This window comes from Celeribacter persicus (genome assembly GCF_003050785.1).
In the GTDB taxonomy this organism is placed as follows: domain Bacteria; phylum Pseudomonadota; class Alphaproteobacteria; order Rhodobacterales; family Rhodobacteraceae; genus Celeribacter; species Celeribacter persicus.
Genome location: NZ_QAOH01000009.1, coordinates 97969 through 120808 on the forward strand (window position 1 = coordinate 97969; position 22840 = coordinate 120808).

22 protein-coding genes are annotated in these 22840 nt (G+C 60.6%); 8 read left to right on the forward strand and 14 right to left on the reverse strand.

What is annotated here, in order from left to right; genetic code table 11:
• Nucleotides 1-54 precede the first annotated feature (54 nt).
• The 4 genes from coaBC (at nt 55) to C8N42_RS12935 (ending at nt 4896) form a co-directional block, all read left to right on the forward strand.
• Entirely contained in the window at nt 55-1254 is a 1200-nt protein-coding gene (coaBC, locus tag C8N42_RS12920) for a bifunctional phosphopantothenoylcysteine decarboxylase/phosphopantothenate--cysteine ligase CoaBC (RefSeq protein WP_107816986.1), read from the forward strand.
• 46 nt (nt 1255-1300) lie between these two features.
• Entirely contained in the window at nt 1301-1768 is a 468-nt protein-coding gene (gene dut, locus C8N42_RS12925) for a dUTP diphosphatase (protein ID WP_107816987.1), read from the forward strand.
• Nucleotides 1765-2805, forward strand: coding sequence for a HesA/MoeB/ThiF family protein (locus C8N42_RS12930; RefSeq protein ID WP_107816988.1), 1041 nt, complete (start codon nt 1765-1767; stop codon nt 2803-2805). The genes dut and C8N42_RS12930 overlap by 4 nt, the downstream gene beginning before the upstream one ends.
• 66 nt (nt 2806-2871) lie before the next feature.
• A complete protein-coding gene (locus tag C8N42_RS12935) occupies nt 2872-4896 on the forward strand; it encodes a M3 family metallopeptidase (protein ID WP_107816989.1) in 2025 nt (674 codons plus the stop codon).
• A 38-nt stretch (nt 4897-4934) separates the two neighbouring features.
• Here C8N42_RS12935 and C8N42_RS12940 read toward each other — a convergent pair whose 3' ends face one another.
• The 3 genes from C8N42_RS12940 to C8N42_RS12950 are packed head-to-tail and all read right to left on the reverse strand — an operon-like array spanning nt 4935 to nt 7318.
• Nucleotides 4935-5813: a cation diffusion facilitator family transporter gene (locus tag C8N42_RS12940; protein WP_107816990.1), complete on the reverse strand. Its 879-nt coding sequence runs from the start codon at nt 5811-5813 to the stop codon at nt 4935-4937.
• A 27-nt stretch (nt 5814-5840) separates the two neighbouring features.
• Complete coding sequence (locus C8N42_RS12945; RefSeq protein ID WP_107816991.1) at nt 5841-6830, reverse strand: capsular polysaccharide export protein, LipB/KpsS family; 990 nt, start codon at nt 6828-6830, stop codon at nt 5841-5843.
• 5 nt (nt 6831-6835) lie between these two features.
• Nucleotides 6836-7318: an SH3 domain-containing protein gene (locus tag C8N42_RS12950; RefSeq protein ID WP_425430526.1), complete on the reverse strand. Its 483-nt coding sequence runs from the start codon at nt 7316-7318 to the stop codon at nt 6836-6838.
• Nucleotides 7319-7535: 217 nt separating this feature from the next.
• On the opposite strand from C8N42_RS12950, the gene C8N42_RS12955 reads away from it, so the two are divergent.
• The 3 genes from C8N42_RS12955 (at nt 7536) to C8N42_RS12965 (ending at nt 9122) form a co-directional block, all read left to right on the forward strand.
• Nucleotides 7536-8549: a 2-hydroxyacid dehydrogenase gene (locus tag C8N42_RS12955; protein ID WP_107816993.1), complete on the forward strand. Its 1014-nt coding sequence runs from the start codon at nt 7536-7538 to the stop codon at nt 8547-8549.
• A 100-nt stretch (nt 8550-8649) separates the two neighbouring features.
• Entirely contained in the window at nt 8650-8856 is a 207-nt protein-coding gene (locus C8N42_RS12960; RefSeq protein ID WP_107816994.1) for a CsbD family protein, read from the forward strand.
• 68 nt (nt 8857-8924) lie between these two features.
• The gene (locus C8N42_RS12965) at nt 8925-9122 is read left to right on the forward strand and encodes a CsbD family protein (RefSeq protein WP_107816995.1); all 198 of its coding nucleotides are present in this window, start codon (nt 8925-8927) and stop codon (nt 9120-9122) included.
• A 50-nt stretch (nt 9123-9172) separates the two neighbouring features.
• On the opposite strand, the gene C8N42_RS12970 is transcribed toward C8N42_RS12965, so the two are convergent.
• The 3 genes from C8N42_RS12970 to panC all read right to left on the reverse strand — a co-directional run bounded on the left by C8N42_RS12970 (nt 9173) and on the right by panC (nt 12140).
• Nucleotides 9173-10090 (reverse strand): pirin family protein, encoded by a 918-nt coding sequence (locus C8N42_RS12970; RefSeq protein WP_107816996.1) that lies wholly within the window; start codon nt 10088-10090, stop codon nt 9173-9175.
• Between the two features lie 339 nt (nt 10091-10429).
• Complete coding sequence (gene panB / locus C8N42_RS12975; protein WP_107816997.1) at nt 10430-11254, reverse strand: 3-methyl-2-oxobutanoate hydroxymethyltransferase; 825 nt, start codon at nt 11252-11254, stop codon at nt 10430-10432.
• Between the two features lie 37 nt (nt 11255-11291).
• Nucleotides 11292-12140: a pantoate--beta-alanine ligase gene (gene panC / locus C8N42_RS12980; RefSeq protein ID WP_107816998.1), complete on the reverse strand. Its 849-nt coding sequence runs from the start codon at nt 12138-12140 to the stop codon at nt 11292-11294.
• A gap of 237 nt (nt 12141-12377) precedes the next feature.
• On the opposite strand from panC, the gene C8N42_RS12985 reads away from it, so the two are divergent.
• Nucleotides 12378-12818: a hypothetical protein gene (locus C8N42_RS12985; RefSeq protein WP_107816999.1), complete on the forward strand. Its 441-nt coding sequence runs from the start codon at nt 12378-12380 to the stop codon at nt 12816-12818.
• A gap of 78 nt (nt 12819-12896) precedes the next feature.
• Here the strand turns inward: C8N42_RS12985 and C8N42_RS12990 are convergent, their stop codons facing one another.
• From C8N42_RS12990 to C8N42_RS13025, 8 genes are all read right to left on the reverse strand, one after another.
• Nucleotides 12897-13250, reverse strand: a complete 354-nt coding sequence (locus tag C8N42_RS12990; RefSeq protein WP_107817000.1) for a carboxymuconolactone decarboxylase family protein — start codon at nt 13248-13250, stop codon at nt 12897-12899.
• Nucleotides 13251-13451: 201 nt separating this feature from the next.
• Nucleotides 13452-14534, reverse strand: a complete 1083-nt coding sequence (locus tag C8N42_RS12995) for a BMP family ABC transporter substrate-binding protein (protein WP_107817001.1) — start codon at nt 14532-14534, stop codon at nt 13452-13454.
• A gap of 39 nt (nt 14535-14573) precedes the next feature.
• Nucleotides 14574-15500: an ABC transporter permease gene (locus C8N42_RS13000; protein ID WP_107817002.1), complete on the reverse strand. Its 927-nt coding sequence runs from the start codon at nt 15498-15500 to the stop codon at nt 14574-14576.
• Nucleotides 15500-16585: an ABC transporter permease gene (locus tag C8N42_RS13005; protein ID WP_107817003.1), complete on the reverse strand. Its 1086-nt coding sequence runs from the start codon at nt 16583-16585 to the stop codon at nt 15500-15502. Before C8N42_RS13005 ends, C8N42_RS13000 begins: the two co-directional genes overlap by 1 nt.
• Entirely contained in the window at nt 16582-18093 is a 1512-nt protein-coding gene (locus C8N42_RS13010; protein ID WP_107817004.1) for an ABC transporter ATP-binding protein, read from the reverse strand. The genes C8N42_RS13005 and C8N42_RS13010 overlap by 4 nt, the downstream gene beginning before the upstream one ends.
• The gene (gene xdhC / locus C8N42_RS13015) at nt 18090-19013 is read right to left on the reverse strand and encodes a xanthine dehydrogenase accessory protein XdhC (protein WP_107817005.1); all 924 of its coding nucleotides are present in this window, start codon (nt 19011-19013) and stop codon (nt 18090-18092) included. The genes C8N42_RS13010 and xdhC overlap by 4 nt, the downstream gene beginning before the upstream one ends.
• A complete protein-coding gene (gene xdhB, locus C8N42_RS13020) occupies nt 19010-21412 on the reverse strand; it encodes a xanthine dehydrogenase molybdopterin binding subunit (protein WP_107817006.1) in 2403 nt (800 codons plus the stop codon). Before xdhB ends, xdhC begins: the two co-directional genes overlap by 4 nt.
• Complete coding sequence (locus C8N42_RS13025; RefSeq protein ID WP_107817007.1) at nt 21412-22773, reverse strand: xanthine dehydrogenase small subunit; 1362 nt, start codon at nt 22771-22773, stop codon at nt 21412-21414. The genes xdhB and C8N42_RS13025 overlap by 1 nt, the downstream gene beginning before the upstream one ends.
• Nucleotides 22774-22840: the final 67 nt, after the last annotated feature.

Here is a 22840-nt window from a genome sequence, read left to right on the forward strand (position 1 = left end):
GGCCGGGGCTTGGCTTAGAACCGATCCTCGTAACGCGCCCGAGGGAGAGCTGGCATGCTGAACGGACGAACCATCCTGCTGATCATCGGCGGCGGCATTGCCGCGTTCAAATCGCTCGACCTGATCCGGCGTCTGCGGGAAGAGGGTGTGCGGGTGTTGCCGGTCCTGACGAAAGCCGCCGAGGAATTCGTGACGCCCCTGTCGGTGTCCGCTCTGGCCGCCGAGAAGGTCTATCGCGATCTGTTCGACCTCACGGATGAGGCGGAGATGGGGCATATTGAACTGTCTCGCGCCGCCGATCTGGTCGTCGTCTCGCCCGCGACCGCCGATCTTCTTGGCAAGATGGCGGGGGGGCTCGCCAATGATCTGGCCTCCACGCTTTTGATGGCCACGGACAAACCCGTGCTGGTCGCCCCTGCGATGAATGTGCGGATGTGGGAGCATCCCGCCTGTCAGCGTAATGTGTCGACGCTCAAAAGCGATGGTGTGCTGTTTGTCGGTCCCGAAGAGGGCAGCATGGCCTGTGGCGAATTTGGTCCCGGTCGTCTGTCGGAGGTGCCCGACATCATCGCCGCCATTCGCAGTGCGCTGACCGAAGGGCCGTTAAAGGGCAAGCATATCCTCGTCACCTCCGGCCCGACCCACGAGCCGATTGATCCGGTGCGCTATATCGCCAACCGGTCCTCGGGGGCGCAGGGCACGGCGATTGCCAAGGCGCTGCGCGATCTCGGGGCCGATGTGAGTTTCGTGACCGGTCCCGCCGATGTGCCGCCACCGCGTGGAGTACGGGTGATTTCGGTGGAAACCGCGCGCGAGATGAAAGCGGCGGTGGATGCCGCCTTGCCCGCCGATGCGGCGGTGTTTGCCGCCGCCGTGGCGGATTGGCGCGTGGTGTCCGAGAGTGGATCGAAGATCAAGAAAGAGCAGGGAAAGCTGCCTGTTCTGGAGTTTTCCGAAAATCCCGACATCCTGGCGCGTGTGAGCCAGATGATGGAAGGGCGCCCGCGTCTGGTGGTCGGTTTTGCCGCCGAGACCGACGATGTGATCGCGCATGCGACCGCCAAACGCAAGCGCAAGGGCTGTGACTGGATCGTCGCCAATGACGTGTCGCCCGCCACGGGGATCATGGGAGGGGCGGAGAATGCCGTGACCCTGATCACCGAGCGCGGGGCCGAAGACTGGCCGCGCATGGGCAAGGATGAGGTGGCGCGCCAGCTTGCGCACCGGATCGCCGATCACCTGACTGGATCCTGACCGGGCATTGAGTATTTGAGCCATCAGAAAACATCGTGGAGAAGATATGAGCGTCGCAATCAGAATCCAGTGGCTCGACGGGGCCGATCCCGAGATTAAACTGCCCTCCTATGAAACCGAACATGCGGCGGGGGGCGATGTGCGTGCGAATTTCCCGCCGGAGATGCGGGATGCGGGTGTCGTATTGGAATCGGGTGCACGGGCGCTGATCCCGACGGGCTTTGCGATGGAAATCCCGCCGGGATATGAGGTGCAGGTACGGCCGCGTTCGGGCCTCGCACTCAAGCACGGAATTTCTATGGTCAATACGCCGGGCACGATCGACGCGGATTATCGCGGACCGGTGGGTATTCTTCTGATCAACCACGGGCAAGAGCCGTTCCATGTGCCTCATGGTGAGCGCATCGGCCAGATGATCGTCGCGCCGGTGGTGCAGGGCGATTATACCGTGGTCGAAAGTCTTACCGACACCCTGCGCGGGGTGGGCGGGTTCGGTTCGACTGGGCGCAAATGACGTATTTTCTGATCATCGCCGCCGTGCTCTGGGGGATCGGTTGGCTGACCGGCGCACCGACACGGGCACGTTGGGCGATGATTGGGGCTCTCTATCTTGCAGTCGTTCTTGCGCTTTTTGTGCTGCCCGAGGGGCATGCGCTGCGAATGAGTTTGGGCGGGTCTCCGGGCGAATGGCTTCTGATCGGCGTGGCGGCGGTGGTTGTCATGGCCTATCGCGCGGGGCTTTCGGCGCTGCGGCGTCGCGCGCAACCGACAGAATCTGAAGTCGCGAACGACAGTTTCCGTCCCGCAGAACTTGAGCGTTATATGCGGCACATTCTGCTGCGCGAGATCGGCGGACCGGGGCAGCGGAAGCTGAAAGATGCAAGGGTTTTGGTCATCGGAGCCGGAGGGCTCGGCGCACCGGTGCTGGAATACCTTGCGGCCTCGGGGGTCGGTGTGATCGGTGTGATCGACCCCGATGTGGTTGAGACCTCGAATCTGCAACGTCAGGTGATCCATACGGATGCGCGGTTGGGTCAGCCCAAGGTATACTCCGCCGCCGAGGCAATGAAAGCGCAGAACCCGTTTATCGAAGTCCGCCCCTATCATCGCGCTTTCGATGAGAGCTGCATGGAGTTGGTGGCCGAATACGATCTGGTGCTCGACGGCACCGACAATTTCGACACGCGCTATCTGGTGAACCGTGCCTGTGTGACATATGGCAAGCCGTTGATCGCGGCGGCGATCACGCAATGGGAAGGTCAAATAAGCACCTATAAATCCCATGAAAATGGACCTTGCTATCAATGTGTCTTCCCTGAGCGACCTGCGCCGGGCATGGTGCCCACCTGCGCCGAGGCGGGGGTTGCGGCGCCTTTACCGGGAATCCTGGGGACCATGATGGCTATGGAAGCGGTCAAGGAAATTACCGGCGCGGGGCAGGGGCTTATGGGACGACTGATCATCCATGATGCGCTTTATGCCGAGACGCGGAGCATCCGGGTCAAGCGGCGTGAGGATTGTCCGATCTGTGGCCACAAACATCACGATTAAAAACCGCGTGACAGCCCTTTCCCTTACCGCCTGCGAAGCATAGCTTTGTCGCCAAAGGAGACACGCATGACCAACGCTTACCTGTCCGAGTGGAACACACCGTTCAACCTGCCGCCCTTCGCGGATTTGCGCGACGAGGATGTCAAACCTGCCGTTGAGGCCGCGCTTGAAGAGGGACGGGCGGCGATCAAGGCGATCGCGGAAAATCCCGAGGCTCCGACATTTTTCAACACGATCGAGGCGCTGGAAATGGCCGATGCGACCCTGTCGAAAGTGCTGGGCGCGTTTTACGGCATGGCGGGGGCGGACACCAATGACGTGCGTGACAGTCTGATGCGCGAGCTGTCCCCGATACTTTCGGCCTACAGTTCGGAAATCACCGCCAACGAGGGGCTGTTCAACCGGATCGAGACGCTGTGGCAAAACCGGGAAATCCTTGATTCGACGGACGAACAGCAGCGCGTCCTAATGCTTACCCGCCGCTCTTTCGTGCGTTCCGGGGCTAAGCTCGAAGGCTCTGATAAAGACCGGATGGCGGCGATCAAATCGCGGCTTGCCACACTGGGGACACAGTTCACCCAGAATCTTCTGGCGGATGAGCGCGAATGGTTCATGGAACTGACCGAGGACGATCTCGAAGGGCTGCCGCAATTCGTGGTCGATGCGGCGCGGGCAGCGGGCGAAGAGAAGGGCGCCGAGGGACCGGTCGTGACTCTGTCGCGCTCGCTCATCGTACCTTTCCTGCAATTCTCGCCGCGGCGCGATCTGCGCGAGAAGGCCTTCCGTGCCTGGGCTGCGCGCGGCGAGAATGGCAATGCAAACGACAACCGTGAGATCGCGAAAGAGATTTTGGAGCTGCGCGAGGAGCGGGCCAAGCTTTTGGGGTATGAGAGTTTTGCTGCCTATAAGCTCGAAACCGAAATGGCGAAGACGCCGGAGCATGTCCGCGACCTGTTGATGCGGGTCTGGGAGCCGGCAAAAGAGGCGGCCGAGCGTGACGCCGCGATCCTGTCGGAGATGATGGCGGAGGACGGGGTGAATGGCGATCTGGAACCTTGGGACTGGCGCTATTATTCCGAAAAGCGCCGCAAGGCGGAGCACGATCTCGACGAGGCGGAGTTGAAGCCTTATCTGCAACTCGAACGGATGATCGAAGCGGCTTTTACCTGTGCCAACCGGCTTTTCGGCCTTGAGTTCACGCCGCTCGATGTGACCACTTATCATCCAGATGCGCGGGCATGGAACGTGACGCGGGATGGCAAGCATATCGCGGTGTTCATAGGCGATTATTTCGCACGCGGTTCGAAGCGCTCCGGTGCGTGGTGCACCGCGATGCGCAGCCAGCAGAAACTCATGGGAGACATTCGCCCCATCGTGCTCAACGTATGCAATTTTGCCAAACCTCCGAAAGGCGAGGCAGCTTTGCTATCCTATGACGATGCTCGGACCTTGTTCCACGAATTCGGTCACGCGCTGCACCAGATGCTCTCGGATGTGACTTACGAGTCGATCTCCGGCACCTCGGTCGCCCGCGATTTCGTCGAACTGCCGAGCCAACTTTACGAGCACTGGCTCGAAGTGCCCGAGGTGCTCGAAGAGTTTGCAACGCATGCGAAAACCGGCGCGCCGATGCCGCGCGATATGCTGGAGCGGCTGCTCGCTGCGCAGACCTACGATCAGGGATTTGCCACGGTCGAATACGTCGCTTCGGCACTGGTCGACCTCGATTTCCACGACGGCTCCGCGCCGCAAGACCCGATGGCGGCGCAGGCGGAAACGCTTGTCCAGATCGGTATGCCGCATGCGATCACCATGCGCCATGCGACGCCGCATTTCTCGCATGTGTTCTCCGGCGATGGCTATAGTTCGGGCTATTACAGCTACATGTGGTCGGAGGTGATGGATGCGGATGCCTTCGAGGCGTTCGAGGACACCTCGCCCTTCGATCCGGTCATGGCGAAAAGCCTTGAGGAAAACATCCTTTCCAGGGGCGGCTCGAAAGATGCCGAAGAGCTTTACAAAGCCTTTCGGGGCCGCATGCCCGGCGTAGAGGCGTTGCTCAAGGGCCGTGGGCTTCTCGCCGCCGAGTGAAGGTTTTCCGATGGTCTGAATACTCAAGCGCGAAGCGGTTAATCCGCCTCGCCCGCGACATCCTTGTGAATGATCACTTCTGCGTCGGGATAAGTTTCCAGAATGACGCGTTTCAGCCCGGCGGAGATTGCATGCGCCTCGCGCAGGGTCTGATCGCCATTGACCTCGATGTGAATGTTCACGAAGGGTTTGGACCCTGCCATGCGGGTTTTCAGATCGTGATAGGCATAGACGCCGGGGTAGTGTTGCGCCATTTCCCCGATCTCATCGACCATTTCCTGAGGGGCCGCACGGTCCATCAGCGCATCCCAGGCGCTTTTACCGATGTTGAGCGCACCGAAGACAAGGATCGCCGCGGCGCCGAGGGCCACCACACTGTCGAGCCGGTCGAAGCCAAATGCCGATGAGGCGAGCAGCGCGGCAATGGCGCCGATGTTGGGTACGAGATCGCCAAGGTAATGCAGGCTGTCGGCGGAGACGACTTTGGAACGGGTGCGGCGCGCCACGTGTTTCTGCCAGAGGACCAGTGCAATGGTCAGGACAATGGAGAGGGTCATGACGCCGATACCGATGGCTTCCGAGGTCATTTCGAGCGGTGCCGGGGACAACAGTCTGCGCACGGAGGTGACGGCAATGACACCGCCCGAGACGAGGATGAAGATCGACTGACCCAGAGCGGCGAGATCCTCGGCGGAGGTGTGCCCGAAGGTGTGGTCCTCATCGGGTGGACGCGAAGCATACCAGATCGCCAGCAATCCGCCCGAGGCCACCAGAAAATCCATCGCGCTGTCCGCGAGAGAGGCGGCAATCGACAGCGATCCGGTCGCACTCAGCGCCCAGATTTTCGCGATCACCAGAATGGTCGCAACACTGACAGAGGCGATCCCTGCCGAGAGATTCAGATGTTTCTCCTGCATGGCCCCGTCATGCCCCGGATCGTGGGCTTAGTCCAGCATCAGCTTGTCACGTATCCGCGCCCAGGCCCGGGTCGTGAAGTTGTCCTTGACGGGCTCAAGGCAGTGACGTTCGAGAAACCAGTGGAAATATCCCTCGTAATCGAAATCGGCCATGGTTTCGGGACCGAACTCGATCGCCGTTCTGAGGTCGACCACATTGCGTGGGGTCAGCGTGGCGTGCCAGTAATCGCTTTTGCCGCAGGTGATCACCGGCTTTTTCTGCATCAGCGCTTCGAAACCGGCGGAAGAATTCTGTGTGATCACGACTCGGGCGGCCTCGATCAGATCATGTAGCGAAGCATCTGAAAGTTTCACATTCGGATGGTTTGCACAAAATTCGAGGATTTGTCGGCGTCCCTGCTTGCTTTGATGCGGGTGCGGTTTGACGTAAACCAGCGCATCGCGGTCGAAACTCGCCGCCGTGGCGATCATCTGTTCGGTCGTCAGATAAGCCGACCCCGGTACCTGTGTCTCACGGGGCTGACACAGAATCGTCGCGGTCGCCGGTCGCAGAGGCGCATCCATGCGCGGCTCCTGACGCAGCTTGGAGACGTTTTCGCGCAGCATGTAGCCGGTGACCCCGTTGAAGAAATACTCCGCCGCTTCGCGCCGTTCCGGATCGGGGCAATATTGCGCAAAACGCAGGGAACTGTCCTTGCCATGTCCGAGCTCGTCGAAATACCAGAAGCCCCAAAGATAGGAGGGGGAGGCGTGCAGGATCGTCGGTCCGTACATCGCGGGACCGCCGACGATGATGTGGAGATGATCGGTTTCCAGAAGTGCACGGGAGGTTCGGGAATTGCCTTCGACCAGATAGGTCGACAGCCCCTTGCCGGCGAGCATTGGCGTCAGCCGTGTGAAAAAATCATGCCTACCCTGCGCGAGGGCTTCATGCCAACTGCCATAGCCGTGGATCACACAGGATTTGAGCCCCGGCGGGATGTTACGGGCCGCGAGGGGGGACTTGATCTGCTCCATCGGAGTTACTCCAGAATTTCATCCGGACGCACTCCCCAGAGCCCGGATTTCAACGCCCAGCCTTTCTGCCCGTCGGCAGAGACCTTGCACCATGAGACATCACATTCGAGAAGGCGCAGGATGACGTTTTTTTCCGCCTGCGCATTCAGTCGGGAGGTAGGATCGGGGCGGGAAAACAGGTCGATACTGTCGTCCATCACGAGCGCGGTCCGCACCCCGGAAATCAGAGAATAATGCAGCCAGCCGGTTGCGCCCTCGATGTCGCGTACCCGTCGCCAGTGGCCGTATTCGGCAATGACTTCAAGCGGGTAGCCGCGATGGACGAAAACCCAGTCAATGCGGTGCGACAGCGACGGCCCGCGCCGCACATTGGCCTTGTCGCTCTTGAGCGAGACGAAGCGTGGCAGAGGCAAGTTGGTCACCTGACCACGGGTCGGGTTGTCCGCCGCCTGTCCCGCAAGGGGCGCCAGCAACAGCATGCAAAGCATCACCGCCTTGATCAGGGTCTGTCCCGCAAGAAATCGACCACTGTTCATCATTGCCAACCCGATTTGTCGCCTACCCGATTTGCCCGCTCTGTGGCAGGCCCGCGTGATACGCCTGTCGCCTTGCCTGTCATGCCCGATCTTATCCTTTACGCCTTGCCGGGATGCAATCGAGTTTGCCAGTATGGGACAGAAAAAGAAAGGGAGTGAGGTCGCGATCATGGGCAATGTCACAGGTAAAGAGGCCACAGGCAAGAAGCGTCTCAAGGTCGTCGTCACGCGGGCCCTGCCGGAACAGGTCGAAGCCCGGATGAAAGAGCTGTTCGATGTGGAACTCAACCAGGAGGATCGCAAACTCGGTCGGGAGGCTTTGATCGCCGCCATGAGCCGGGCCGATGTGCTCGTGCCCTGTGTCACCGACAGGATCGACGGCGAGATGCTGGCGCAGGCCGGGGAGCGTTTGAAGCTCATCGCCAATTACGGTGCGGGGCTCGACCATATCGACGTGGCGGCGGCGCAGGCGCGCGGCATCATGGTGTCGAACACACCCGATGTGGTGACCGAAGACACGGCCGACATGGTCATGGCGCTGATTCTCTCCGTCACCCGGCGTATTCCCGAAGGGCTTGCGGTGATGCAGTCTGGAGATTGGCGGGGCTGGGCGCCGACGGCTTTTCTCGGACAGCGACTTGGTGGCAAACGTCTTGGCATTCTCGGCATGGGTCGGGTCGGTCAGGCGGTGGCGCGGCGTGCGAAGGCTTTTGGCCTTTCGGTGCATTACCACAACCGTCATCGGCTGCGTCCGGAGACGGAAGAAGCGCTTGAGGCGACCTGGTGGGACAGTCTCGACCAGATGCTGTCGCGCATCGACATTCTCTCGATCAACAGCCCGCATACGCCCGCGACCTATCACTTGATAAATGCGCGGCGGTTGAAGCTCATGAAACCCACGGCGGTGATCGTCAACACGTCTCGGGGTGAGGTGATCGACGAAAACGCCCTGACCCGTGGCCTTCGCGCGGGGGAGATCGGCGGAGCGGGTCTCGATGTGTTCGAGCACGGGCACCAGATCAACCCGCGGTTACGGGCTTTGCCCAATGTTGTGCTTCTGCCGCATATGGGATCGGCGACGGTCGAGGGGCGGATCGAGATGGGGGAACGGGTGATGCTCAACATCTGCAATTTCGGCAACGGTGTGCGCCCGCCGGATATGGTGGTGCCGGAGATGCTTTGAGACGAGGTGCGCCATTGGTTTCATCGCTGCGCAACCATTCTCGCGGAAATTGCGTTGGTGTTCTGAATACAGATTCAGAACAACCCGCAAGGAGAACATCATGCGCTGGTCCAGTATCGAAGACAAATGGTTCCGTTTCAAATCCAAGGCGAAACAGGAGTGGAGCGCCCTGAGCGAGGAACAACTCGACGAAATCGCGGGGGACCGTGATCGTCTCGAATCCGAGATTGTCGCGACTTATGGCAAGACACCGGACGAGGTGCGCTTCGATGTGTCGAGCTGGAAAGAGCGGGTTGCTGCCGCCTGACGACTTGTCCCGGAACCTTGGGCGGGGGCGGGGCGTTTCCTTTCCAGACAGAGAAAGGAGGCTCTCAAATGAATTGGGACCAAGTTCAAGGCAAATGGAAAGAGCTGAAAGGCCGCATTCGTGAGGAATGGGGCGAACTGACCGACGACGATCTCGCGGAGGCCAAGGGCAATCGCGAACAGCTCGAAGGCAAGATTCAGCAACGCTATGGCAAGAGCAAGGAAGAGGCCCGTGAGGCGGTGAACCGCTTTATCGACAAGCTCTGAACCTGTGATGATGGCATGGAAACGCGCCCCAAGGGGCGCGTTTTTGCGTGTCAGTGATCGCGCTGGTCGCGAATGAAGGTGCCGTTGTTCAGCTCCTGAAACGCCTGCATCAACTCTTCGCGGGTGTTCATCACGATCGGCCCGTGCCAAGCGACAGGCTCCTTGAGCGGTTGCCCGGAAATCAGCAGGAACCGCACGCCTTCGGGCCCACTGTTCACCACGATTTCATTGCCCGTGTCGAAATTCACCAAGGTCCGGTTGCCCGACATATCGCGGATGTTGATTTCTTCACCGTTAACCTCTTTCTCAACCCGCACACCGTAAGGTTTCGAGGCATCGCGGAAGGATGCGCTGCCGGCAAAGATATAGGCAAATGTGTTCGCATAAGTGTCGACCGGCAGAACCTTGCGCGTGTTCGGAGGCACGGAGATGTCGAGGTAAAGCGGATCGGCGGCGATCCCGTCGACCGGTCCGCGCTTGCCCCAGAACGTGCCGGTGACGATTTTCACTTTGGTGCCATCGTCGTCGATGATTTCGGGAATATCGTGCGCCTCAATGTCCTGATAGCGCGGCGCGGTCATTTTCAGCGAGGAGGGCAGATTGGCCCAAAGCTGAAACCCGTGCATTTTGCCGGAGGCGTTCCCGCGTGGCATTTCCTGATGCATGATGCCGGAGCCTGCGGTCATCCATTGCACCGACCCTGCGCCCAAGACGCCCTTGTTGCCAAGGCTGTCGCCATGCTCGACCTCGCCGTCGAGCACATAGGTGATCGTCTCAATACCGCGATGCGGATGCCAGGGGAAACCTTTCTCATAAAACCGGGGATCGTCGTTGCGAAAGTCGTCGAACAACAAAAACGGATCGAACTCGCGCGGCTTGTGGAAACCGAATGCGCGGTAGAGATGCACGCCCGCACCTTCGAGCGTGTATTGGCCTTCAGAGGTCGCTTTGATGGGGCGGAATGTCATGGTGAGACTCCTGTGTCTGCTGTTGTCTCATCATGTGGGGATTTGTTTTGGTGCGTAAATAGATTTGCTTGAACTCGCTTTGTGCATGGCTGCACACATGGGGATGAGTATTTTTCAGCACAAAGGAAACAGGCGTTAGGCGTGCGTTAAGATTAACATGGCATCATTCTGAAACGGTACAGGCTGGAGAGCCGATGACCGTGCACGAAGGAGACGCCCTGACCCGTGGGCCGAAATCCCTTCCGGAGACGCCACAGCGCCACGTACCGGCGGTCAGGGCGCATTTCGTTTCCTTTGTGCTATAAATACTCAAAGGAAAGCGCCCCTAAGGGCGCTGTCTCATTTCTTGTTCGAACCGTAGACATTATCCGGCGTCGGGAAGGCGCGGGATTTGACGTCTTCGGCATAAGAGGCGATGGCGTCCTCGATGGCTGCGCCGACGGCCCCGAATTTCTTGACGAATTTCGGCACCCAGTCGTTCAGGCCCAGCATATCTTCCATCACGAGGATTTGCCCGTCACAGGTTTTCGAGGCGCCGATGCCGATGGTGGGCACGTCGATGGCCTTGGTGATCTTGTCGGCAAGCGGTTCAACCACCCCCTCGACCACCACGGCAAAAGCGCCGGCTTCCGCTACGGCAACAGCATCGTCGATGTGGAACTGCCAAGTGTCTTCGTCACGGCCCTGGGTCTTGAACCCGCCCATGATATTGGTCGATTGCGGTGTGAGGCCGATGTGCGCCATCACCGGAATACCGCGCTCAGACAGGAACTTGATAGTCTCCGCCATGCGCGCGCCGCCTTCGAGTTTGACAGCCTGACACTGGGTTTCCTTCATGATCTTCGCGGCATTGCGGAAGGCCTGCGAGGGGCTTTCCTCATAGGAGCCGAAGGGCATGTCTACTACGACAAGCGCGCGTTTGGTACCGCGCACCACGGCCTTGCCATGCATGATCATCAGTTCCAGAGATACGCCCACGGTGCTTTCCATGCCGTGCATCACCATGCCGAGGCTGTCGCCCACCAGTAGGAAATCACAGTATTTTTCCGCAATCGCGGCAGTGTGGGCGTGATAGGCGGTCAAAGAGACGATGGGATCACCACCCTTGCGCGCACGGATTTGTGGCACGGTCATGCGGCGGATGGTTTCGGTTTGGCTGGACATGACGTTTCCTCCTCAGGCGGGGTTCGCGACCCTCTCCTTACATGGGGTCTGCGACCCGTTGGTCGATCAGTAGCACATTGCCGAAACGCGCCGCCAGCAGGATCACCACGGGGCGGGTGATCGGGCCGGGCACTTCGGCAAGGGTTTCGGCGTCGCGCACATCGACGCTCTCAAGCTTGGCGCGCGGTTCGCGGGCGATGAACTCGCGGATTTCCTCTTCGAGACCGGGGCCGGTGCGCCCGTCGGAGACCTCGTAATCGGCAAAGGCCAATGCCTTGTTCAGCACCAGCGCGGCCTGCCGGTCTTCGGGCGTGAGCCGCACGTTGCGCGACGACATGGCGAGCCCGTCGACCTCGCGCACGGTCGGCACGCCGGTGATCTCGATGGGCATATCCAGATCGCGCACCATGGTCTTGATGACCTGAAGTTGTTGGTAATCTTTTTCTCCGAAAAATGCCTTGTCCGCGCCGGTGATATTGAAAAGCTTGGTCACAACGGTGCAGACGCCCTTGAAATGACCCGGACGCAAAGCCCCCATGAGCACCTTGTCGAGCTCTTCGGTGAGGACTGTGGTCTGTTTCAGAGGATGGTACATTTCTTCGACGGAGGGGCAGAACACGGCATCGACGTCTTCGGCCTCCAGCATCGCGAAATCGTGGGTCTCATCGCGCGGATAGGCGTCGAGATCGGCGGCCTCGCCGAATTGGGTCGGGTTGACGAAGATCGACACCACGACGCGGTCGGCATTGGCCTTGGCGGTGCGTACCAGTGTCATGTGACCTTCGTGCAGGTAGCCCATGGTCGGCACCAGAGCGACCGTCTCGCCCGTTGCCTGAAAGGCTTTGACCGTCTCGCGGATGTCCTGTTTTGTCCGGCAGATTTTCAATGTCAGCCCTCCCGAAGCCTGCATTCGGGCGGAGACTACAAATTGCGCAGAGCGGCGTCCAGCGCATCCGTCCTGTGCGGCTTTAACCCTTTTTCCACCGAATATCCGCAAGCTTACCGCATTTCTGACAGGTTTCGTTGCGATTTTGGCAACGGTAATAAGTCATTGGGCGGGATTGTAACCATGGGAATATTTGGAAAAATACTCATTACCTTAAGCTGTGCGGTCGGAATCGTGATGTCTTTGCTGGCCTATCTGCATTATTCGCATATGCAGGCTGAGACGAGGGAGGCCGTGGCGCAGAATGTGGTGATCAGCGACAGCTATGTGCGTCGCAAGGCGCAGGAGGACGAGTTGCCGACCCTGTCGACGATGCGTGTCGCAGCACCGAAAAACGGGTCGGAAGCACGCAGTTTCGAGATTGAGCATGTCGATGAGACGGCCGGGACCGGTCAGATCGTGTGGGACGATGGCACGGGCGAGATGGCGGAGTACAGCGCGGAGCCGGAGGTTCCCGAGGTTCCGGGGCCGCCGGAAGATGCCGGGATCGGGGAGCTTGCCATGTACTATTTCGAACGGCTCAGTGCCTGGTTGTTTGGGGAACGCGAAGAAACGATCGAAATGGATTGCAAGACCAAGCGCGACGGCGGCAAGGTCTGTTCGGTCACACGCGGCTGAGCATCCTGAACGAGTATTGAAAAAGGCGCGGAGGAAATCCTCTCGCGCCTTTCGTCTCTACCGCTCGTCAGACCTGTCTCAGCTTGCGGGAAGCCCGACCTCTGCCAATTCGTCCCAACATTCCAGTGCCTTGGCGGCATACATCAGGACCGGGCCGCCGCCCATCTGGACGTTCATGGCGAGCATTTCCGTGAGCTCTTCACGCGTGCCGCCGTATTTCATCAGGGCTTCGACGTGAAAGCCGACACAGGGTTCGCAGCGCACGGCAACCGCGATGGCCGTGGCCAGCAATTCCTTGGTCTTGTGATCCAGCGCATCACCTTCGAGTGCGGCTTTTGACAGAGCCCCAAAGCCCGCGGGGATATTCTTGTTGGCCTTGTTCAGGGCCCGCAACGCATTGCGCATGCTTTCGTTCTTTTCAACCCAGGACATGGGGGTCTCCTTGTTCGCGTGTCGTTGATTGGCAGTCTTTTGCATATGCAGCATGGCGCGACTTTGATCCCGGTCAAACGTATTCTGGTGCGACCTTTGCCAGAGGCCGCGTGACGTTGCGCGGATATGACAAAAGGCCCGCGCAGGATGCACGGGCCTCGTTTGTGGCCGGACGTCTGTCAGACCCTGTTTGGTTCCCGATTACTGCGGGATTTCGCCGGTCAGACCTTCGATATAGAAGTTCATCCCTGCGAGCGTACCGTCGTCGGCCACTTCGCCCTCGGCCAGCCAGACGGAGCCATCCTGTTTGTTGATCGGGCCAGTGAACGGGTGGTATTCGCCGGAGGAGATCGACGCAGTGAGTGCTTCGGCTCCCGCTTTCACGTCCGCCGGTACGGCGGAGGAAATCTCGCCGATACCGACCATGCCAGCACCAATGCCGTCCCAAGTGTTATCAGACTCCCAGGTGCCGTCGATCACGGCCTGAACGCGCTCGATGTAATAAGGCGCCCATTCGTCGATGATGGACGAGATGCGCGGCATCGGGCCGAACTCGGCCATGTCGGCCGCCTGACCGAAAGTGTAGACGTTGCCCGCCTTCTGCGCGGTGATCTGTGGTGCAGTCGAGTCGGTGTGCTGAAGCACGACATCAATGCCCTGGTCGATCATGGCTTGTGCCGCGTCGGCCTCTTTCGCCGGGTCGAACCAGGTGTTCAGCCAGACAACGGACATTTCCACATCCGGGTTCTCTTTCTTGGCGTGCAGGAAAGACGAGTTGATGCCGCGGATCACTTCCGGGATCGGGAAGGAGCCGATGTAGCCGATCTTGTTCGACTTGGTCATATGACCGGCGAGGTAGCCCTCGACCGCGCGACCTTCATAGAAGCGGGCGGAGTAAACACCGACGTTCGGCGCAGTTTTATAGCCGGTGGCGTGTTCGAATTTCACATCCGGGAATTTGGCGGCGACGTTGATTGTCTGATCCATATAGCCAAAGGAGGTGGTGAAGATGATGTCGGCGCCCGACAGGGCCATCTGGGTCATCACGCGTTCGGCGTCGGGACCTTCAGGCACGCTTTCCTGTTCGACGATCTCAACGGCATCGCCGAAATGCTCGGCCATGACCATGGCGGCCTCATGGTGGTGCTGGGACCAGCCGCCGTCGTTTTTCGGACCGACATAGATGAAGCCGACTTTCACCGGATCGGCGGCAAAGGACGGGAAAGCCGCCCCCAGAGCCAAAGCGGAGGCCGCGGCAGCGGTCAGCAGAGTTCTACGTTTCATTGGAATAGTCTCCCCTGTTGGAATATATCCCCGTGAGGTTCACGAGGTGTGGAAAATTCGCCCGAGCATCGCAGGGGCACTGGTGGCACCATGACGTCGGGCGGAAATGACGACAAGAACCAGAATGGTCGCAAGGAAAGGCGACATGGACAAAAGCTCCACCGGAACTTTCGCACCCGCCGCCTGAAGGTTGAGTTGCAATACGGTGATACCACCGAACAGATAGGCGCCGATCAGCACCCGCCCCGCCCGCCAACTCGCGAAGACCACGATAGCAAGTGCGATCCAGCCAATGCCCGCCGTAATGCCATCGGTCCATTGCGGCACACGCACGAGGCTGATGTAGGCCCCACCAAGACCGGCCATGGCGCCGCCAAAGCCGATGGCGGCAAAGCGCACGGCCTTGACCTTGTAACCAAGTGCATGGGCGGCGGTGTGGTTTTCACCGACTGCGCGCAGGATGAGACCGGCACGGGTGAATTTCAGGAAGGCCCAGATCACGACCACCATGATCAGCGAGAGATAGACGATGGCGTCATGTTGGAAAATCACCGGTCCGATCACCGGAATGTTTTCCAGCACCGGGATGTTCATGTCCGGCATGCGCGGGGGTGACATGCCCTGATAATTCTGGCCGAGAAGGGAGGCGAGGCCGGTGCCCAGAAGCGTCAGCGCGAGACCGGCGGGGACCTGCGTCGTGAGAAAGATCTGGGTCAGGAGGCCAAACAGCATCGACAGGGCCGCACCGCCCGCGGCGGCGGCGACAAAGCCCATGGTGGGCGACTGTGTCTCGATTGCGGCGATGAAACCACAGACCGCGCCGAAGATCATCATACCCTCGACACCGAGGTTCAGAACGCCGGATTTCTCCGTCACCATCTCGCCCAGAGCGGCCAAAAGGATGGGGGTCGAGGCCACCATGAGCGAAGCCAGAAGGACGACGGGGTTGATCGAACCGAAATCCATTATGCGGCCTCCCGGTTGACGAGGATGATGCGGTAATTCACCACCAGATCCATGGCGAGCAGGATCATCAGGAGCATGCCCTGAAACACCTGAATGGCGGCGGAGGGCAGGCCGAGCATGAATTGTGCCAGCTCCCCGCCGATGAAGGTGAGCGCCAGCAAAAGCCCGGCCAGCAGGATGCCGATGGGGTTCAAGCGCCCGAGGAATGCGACGATGATGGCGGTAAAACCATAGCCTGCGCCGAAGTCGATGGAGATTTGACCGGCGGGACCGGTGACTTCGAAGAGGCCTGCGAGACCGGCGAGCGCGCCCGCTGTGCCGAGGCAGAACATCACCAGAAGCTTGTCCTTGACCCCCGCGAACCGGGCGGCGCGCGGACTTTCGCCGGTGAGGCGAATTTGGAAACCGAGCATGTGTTTGTTCAAAAGCACATAGGCAGCAACCACCGCGCCCAGGGCTGCGACAACGCCCCAATGCGCGCCGGTGCCGGGGATCAGTTCGGGGTTCGACAGCCATGGAATCTGGCTGAGATTGCGCGATCCGGGGAAGCCGTTGCCCTCTGGGTTGCGCAGGAAGCCGAGTGCTGCGGAGGCGAGGATTTGTTCGGCCACATAGACCAGCATCAGAGAGACGAGAATTTCGTTGGTGTTGAAACGGGTTTTGAGGATGGCGGGGATCATTGCCCAGAGAAAGCCGCCCAAAGCCCCCGCGATGACCATGGCGGGGAAAATCCACCAGGCCTCAAGCGGGTAAAGCGCGAGACCGACCGAGGCACCCGTGATGGCGCCCATGATGTATTGACCTTCCGCGCCGATGTTCCAAATGCCCGCCTTGAAGCCGATCGACAGGCCGATGGCGATCAGGATCAGCGGTCCGGCTTTGACTAGAAGCTGAGGTCGGGAATAGGCGGCGAACTGTTCGTTGAACAACGGGTCCCAGAAAATGGTGCGGATTGCCGCAACCGGGTCTTTGCCCATGGCGGCGAATAGGAGGCCCCCGAGGATCATGGTCAGGATGACGGCGAAAATCGGCGTGGCGATGGTCCAGAATTTCGAAGGTTCGGGGCGTTTGACGATGGCGATCATCCGGCCACCTCCATGTCATGCGCGCCGCCCATCATCAGGCCGATTTCATCGACAGTGAGGCCCTTGGCCACGCGCGGGGCGGTCAGCGTGCCTTCGTTGAGAGCGGCGAAGTGGTCGGAAATTTCCATCAGCTCGTCGAGATCCTGCGAGATGACGATGACACCCGCCCCCTTGGCTGCGAGATCGAGAAGCGCCTGTCGGATCGCCGCGGCGGCGGAGGCGTCGACGCCCCAGGTCGGTTGGTTCACCACGAAGACTTTCGGAGCCTGCAACACCTCCCGCCCGATGACGAATTTCTGGAGATTACCGCCCGAAAGTGAGCGCGCCGCAGAGCCGGGGCCGGGGGTGCGCACATCGAAATCCTTGATGATCTCACTTGCGAAGGTTTCGGTCTTCTTCCAGTTCAGGAAGTTGTTCTTGCTGAGTTTCTTGCGAATTGTGGCAGTCAGCGCGGTGTTTTCGGTCAGGCTCATGTTAGGCGCGGCGGCATGGCCGAGACGCTCTTCGGGTGCGGCCAGAAGGCCGATCCTGCGCCGTGCATTCGGGCCCATGTGGCTCACGTCCTGACCGTCAAAAATCACCGAGCCTCTGCCGGTTTTCGCTTCGCCCGACAGAACGGACAAAAGCTCGTCCTGCCCGTTGCCCGCAACCCCGCCGATGCCGAGCACTTCGCCCGCGCGCAGGCGCAGGGACACATCCTTGAGCCGGGTGCCGAACGGGTTCGAGGGCACGAAATTCAGCCCCTGCACATCAAGCAATACCTCGCCCGCCTCGCCGCCTTCGCGCGTTGGCACATGCAGCGTCTGGCCGACCATCATTTCCGCCATCTCGCGGGCCGTCGTGGTTTTCGGATCGCAAATGCCGACCACCTTGCCCAGCCGCAGGATCGTGGCCCCGTCGCAGAGCGCACGAATTTCTTCGAGTTTGTGGGAGATATAGAGGATCGATGTGCCTTCGGACTGCAATTTGCGCAGAGTCTTGAAAAGGATTTCGACCTCTTGCGGTGTCAGAACCGAAGTCGGTTCGTCCATAATCAGAAGTTTCGGGTCCTGCAACAAACAACGGATGATCTCCACCCGCTGACGCTCCCCCGCCGAAAGATCGCCGACGATGCGGTCGGGGTCGAGCGGCAGGCCGTAATTTTCCGAGACCTCCCGAATGGAGGCCGCCAGTTCGCGCATCTTCGGCGGATTTTCCATGCCGAGGGCGACATTCTCGGCCACGTTCAGCGCCTCGAACAGCGAGAAATGCTGAAACACCATGGCGACGCCAGCGGCGCGGGCAGCCTGCGGGTTTGGCGGCGCATAAGACCCGCCGCGCAGCTTCATGAAGCCCGCATCGGGTTTTTCTAGCCCGTAGATCATCTTGACGAGGGTCGATTTCCCGGCGCCGTTCTCGCCCAGAAGCGCATGCACCTCGCCCGTGCCGATGGAAAAACTGACATCGTCATTGGCGCGCACACCGGGATATTCGCGGGTCAGCCCCACGACTTTCAAAAGCTTCGTCACCCTGTCCGTTCCCCATAGGATTCTGTGATCTTGCGTCCCGAGATTACTTGGGCGGCGACCCCGACCGCAATGGCCTGCGGGTGTTTCCCGAGCTCAGGTTGCCCAATCGGACAGCAAATGCGTGCGATTTGGGCGTCCGTATGGCCGAGATCGCGCAACCGCCCACGAAACCGGGCCCATTTGGTGCGTGATCCGATCAGACCGGCAAAGGCGAAGCCATGGGAGAGCACGCGGTGGCACAGCTCAAAGTCGAGCGCGTGCGAATAGGTCAGGATCAGATGTTCGGCCTCGGGCGGGGCATAATCCATGAGGGCTTCGGGCTTGTCTGCGATCAGTTGGGTGACGCCTTTGGGGAGTGTCTCGGGGAAACGCTCCGCTGAGGTGTCCACCCATGTAATCGCAAGCTCCGGCAGGGGGGCAAGTGTTGCGACGATGGCGCGCCCGACATGGCCCGCGCCCCAGACCCAGATGGGCCGCGTGGCGCGGGTGATCGGTTCGACCATCCAGTCACCGTGGAGTTTCGGGGTGATGAAGCCCTGCGCACGGGCTTTCGACAGGGCCTTTTTCACGGAAAAGGGCATGTCGCCGGGACCTCTCGCGAAAATCTCCTCCGGGATTGCGGCGACACTCTCGAAGACTTCCGTCAAAAGCGTCACCGTCCCGCCGCAGCATTGCCCCATGGCGGGGCCGAGCGGCAGGCGCTGCAATCGCGGGGCGGAGAACGCGTGCTTTGCCGCCTCGAATTCCAGTGTGCCGCCGCCGATGGTGCCGGATTGCGCGAAACCTTTGGAGGTTTGCCAGACCAGCATGGAGGCCCCGACTTCGCGGGGCGCGGACCCTTGCACGTCGGCCACGACCACGCGCGCGACACGGCCATGCCGGGCAATGGCCGCGCTCAGGGTGTCCCGACCGAAACTCATCCGCGCGCCCTCTCAATCGCGGCAAGGCATTCCTCGGGCGTGGCGGGGGCATTCAACGCCGGGTAATTCGGGCCACAGGCGGCACAGGCGTCCGAGAGTGCGAGGAAGGCGGAAATCCCCAACATGAAGGGTGGTTCGCCCACCGCTTTGGAGCGATAGATCGTTTCCTCGCGGTTACGCCCCTCCCAGAGGGTGACGTTGAACACATCGGGCGCATCCGAGCAGGCGGGGATTTTATAGGTCGAAGGCGCGTGCGTTTTGAGCATGCCCTTGGTGTCCCACACCAGTTCTTCGGTGGTAAGCCAGCCCGCGCCCTGCACATAACCGCCCTCGATCTGGCCCTTGTCGAGCGCGGGGTTCAGCGAAGCTCCTGCGTCATGCAGGATGTCGGCGCGCAGGATGCGGTTTTCGCCGGTGAACGTGTCGAGCGCCACCTCGGTGACCGCGATCCCGTGGGCGAAGTAGAAGAACGGTCGGCCCTTGCCCGCGATCCGGTCCCACTCGATTTTCGGCGTCTTGTAGAACCCGGTTGCCGAGAGCGAGACGCGGTTCATATAGGCGAGACTGATTAACTCGGCGAAATCCATTTCATGCACGCCGAAATGCACCCTGCCCCCGGCCCATGTCACATCGCTTTCGCCAAAGCGTTCGAGGATGAAGACCTCAAGCCGGGTGCGGATACGGTCGCAGGCGTTCTTCACCGCCATGCCATTGAGGTCGGAGCCGGAGGAGGCGGCGGTGGCGGAGGTGTTGGGCACTTTGGCGGTGTCGGTGGCGGTGATCTTCACCTTGTCTATCGAAACGCCGAATTCCGTTGCTGCGACCTGCGCGACCTTCTGGAACAGACCTTGGCCCATTTCGGTGCCGCCGTGGTTCAGATGGATCGAGCCGTCATTGTAGATATGGACCAGCGCCCCCGCCTGATTGAGGTGGGTGAGGGTGAAGGAAATGCCGAATTTGACCGGGGAGACCCCCAGTCCTTTCTTGATGATCGGGTTCTCCGCGTTCCATTTTGCGATGGCTTTTTTGCGAGCGGCATAGTCGGAGGTTTTCAGAAGCTCTTCGGTCATGCCGTGGAGGATGAAGTCCTCGACCTCCTGACCATAGGGGGTGAGCTTGCCGCGCGGTGTAACCTGACCGCCCGCATGTCGCGGATGCGCGTCGAGATGTTCGATGCTGCCTTCCGAGGTCGGTTCGCCCTCAAGGGAAAGCACATGATCCTCAGGAAGGCCCTCGCCCGCCGTGGGCGTGACCATTTCGTCGTAATAGTTGAGCTTGCGCACCTCTACGGGGTCTTTGCCCAATGTGTGTGCGATGTGATCGACGACGCGCTCGATGCCCAACACACCCTGCGGCCCGCCAAAGCCGCGATAGGCGGTGTTCGACTGGGTATTCATCTTGAGCCGGTGGCTTTCGATCCGGGCGTTGGGGAGGAAATAGGCATTGTCGGCATGCAGCATCGCCCGGTCGGCGACCGGCAGCGTGAGATCCATGGACCAGCCGCCACGGGTGATTTGCAGGAAGTCGATGCCGAGAATACGGCCCTCATCATCGAAGCCGCAGGTGTAGGAGATGCGGAAATCGTGACGCTTGCCGGTGATGATCATGTCATCGTCACGGTCGTAGCGCATCTTACAGGGCTTGCCGGTATCCCGCGCGGCAATGGCGCAGGCGATGGCGAGCCAGTTGCCCTGCGATTCCTTGCCCCCGAAACCGCCGCCCATGCGACGGGTCTCGACACGGACGGCATGCATCGGGATGTGGAGCGCGTGGGCGACCTTGTGCTGGATCTCCGACGGATGCTGGGTCGAGGAATGGACCAGCATATCGCCGCCCTCTTGCGGGACGCATGCTGCGGCCTGACCTTCGAGGTAGAAATGTTCCTGACCGCCGATCTCGATCGTGCCTTCGATTCTGTGCGGAGCTTCGGCGATGGCACGGGCGGCGTCACCGCAGCCATAGATGCGCGGGCCGTCTTCGAAGCGGCTGTCGGCCTCCATGGCGCTGTCGTAATCCAAGAGCGCGGGGAGTTCCTTGTAGGTGATCTTGCCCAGCTTTGCGGCCTTTCGCGCGGCGAGATGCGAAGTGGCGACGACGAGGAAGACCGGCTGGCCGAGGAACTGCACTTCGCCCGGCGTTAGTAGCGGTTCATCGCCCAGCGAGGGCGAGCAATCGGGGACGTGGCCGTGGAAATCCTCGGCGGTGTAGACCCGGACCACGCCGGGGGCTTTGCGCACGGCGGAGAGGTCCATCGATGTGATTTCGCCGTGGGCGACGGTCGAGAGACCGAAGGCCAGATGCAGAGCACCGGCGGGGAGCGGAATGTCGTCGATATAACGAGCCTGACCGGTCACATGGAGTTTGGCCGCGTCATGCGGGAGGGGGGACCCGACGGACATTATGCGCCCTCCTTGACGGAAAGGACCGAGGTGGTGAGGCCCTGTGTCTCCGCAAAATAGCGTTTGAGCATATTTTGCGCGGTGGTGAGGCGATAGGCGGCGCTAGCGCGCATGTCGCTCATCGGGGTGTAATCCGTTGCGAAGGCCGGTAGGGCAGCGTCAATCGTCGCCATGCTCCATGGCTGACCGATCAAGGCAGCCTCAACAGTTTTGGCGCGCGCAGGTGTTCCGGCCATGCCACCGAAAGCGATGCGGGCGGCGGCGATTTTTTCATCCGTGACGGTGATGTTAAACGCGCCGCAGACGGCGGAAATGTCCTGATCGAAGCGTTTCGAGAGCTTGTAGACTTTGAGGTCCTGGAGACCGGATTTCGGAACCGTCACGTTTTCGACAAACTCGGACGCGCCGCGATCCTGCTTGCCATAGGCGATGAAGAAATCTTCGAGCGGGATGGTCCGGAGATCCTCGCCCTTGCGCAGGGTGAGCGTAGCCCCGGCGGCAATGAGCGGCGGTGGGCTGTCGCCAATCGGAGAGCCGTTGGCGATATTCCCGCCAAGGGTTGCGGCGGCGCGCACCTGCGTGGAAGCAAAGCGGCGGTACATCTCCGAGAGCGAGGCGGAATGCGGTTTGAAGAGCGCGATCAGATCGGCAATCGGGGTCATCGCTCCGATCTCGAACGCGTCCGCGGTTTCCGTGACGCCCTTGAGGTCTTCGACTCCGTTCAGGAAAATCACCTCACCCAGATCGCGCATCTGTTTGGTGACCCAAAGCCCGACATCGGTCGCGCCCGCGATCAGTACGGCATCGGGGCGCAACGCGTAGAGCCCCGCCAACTCATCGGAACTTTCGGGACGCTCGACTATGGCGGGCGCGGGGAAGGGGATGTGTTCCAACTCTTCGGGGATCGGCGCGGTTTCGAGTTTCTTTGCGGCGCGCAGGATCGGTGCATACCCGGTACAACGACAGAGATTCCCGGCCAGAACATCCTCGTGATAGGTCTCACCACGGGCATGTGCTGTGGCCAAAGACATGACGATGCCGGGAGTGCAAAAGCCGCACTGGCTGCCATGTTCCTCGATCATGGCCTGTTGCGCCGGATGCAGCGTATCGCCTTTCGACAGCCCTTCGACCGTGGTGACGCTCTTGCCGTGAAGCTGTGGCAGGAAAAGGATACAGGCGTTCAGAGGTTTCTTGCCGCTCTCATCCTCCACCATCACGGTGCAGGCGCCGCAATCGCCCTCGTTGCAGCCCTCCTTGGTGCCGGTGAGGTCGCGGGTTTCGCGCAAATATTCAAGCAGAGTTCGTGTCGGCGCGTCGCTTGCCGTGATAAGCTCGCCGTTCAGCCGAAAAGTGATCTCCATACGTCAGACCTGCCGCTTTCTTGTTCAAGACACGCACCCGATGCGGCGGAAAGCGCGTGTGATTTCT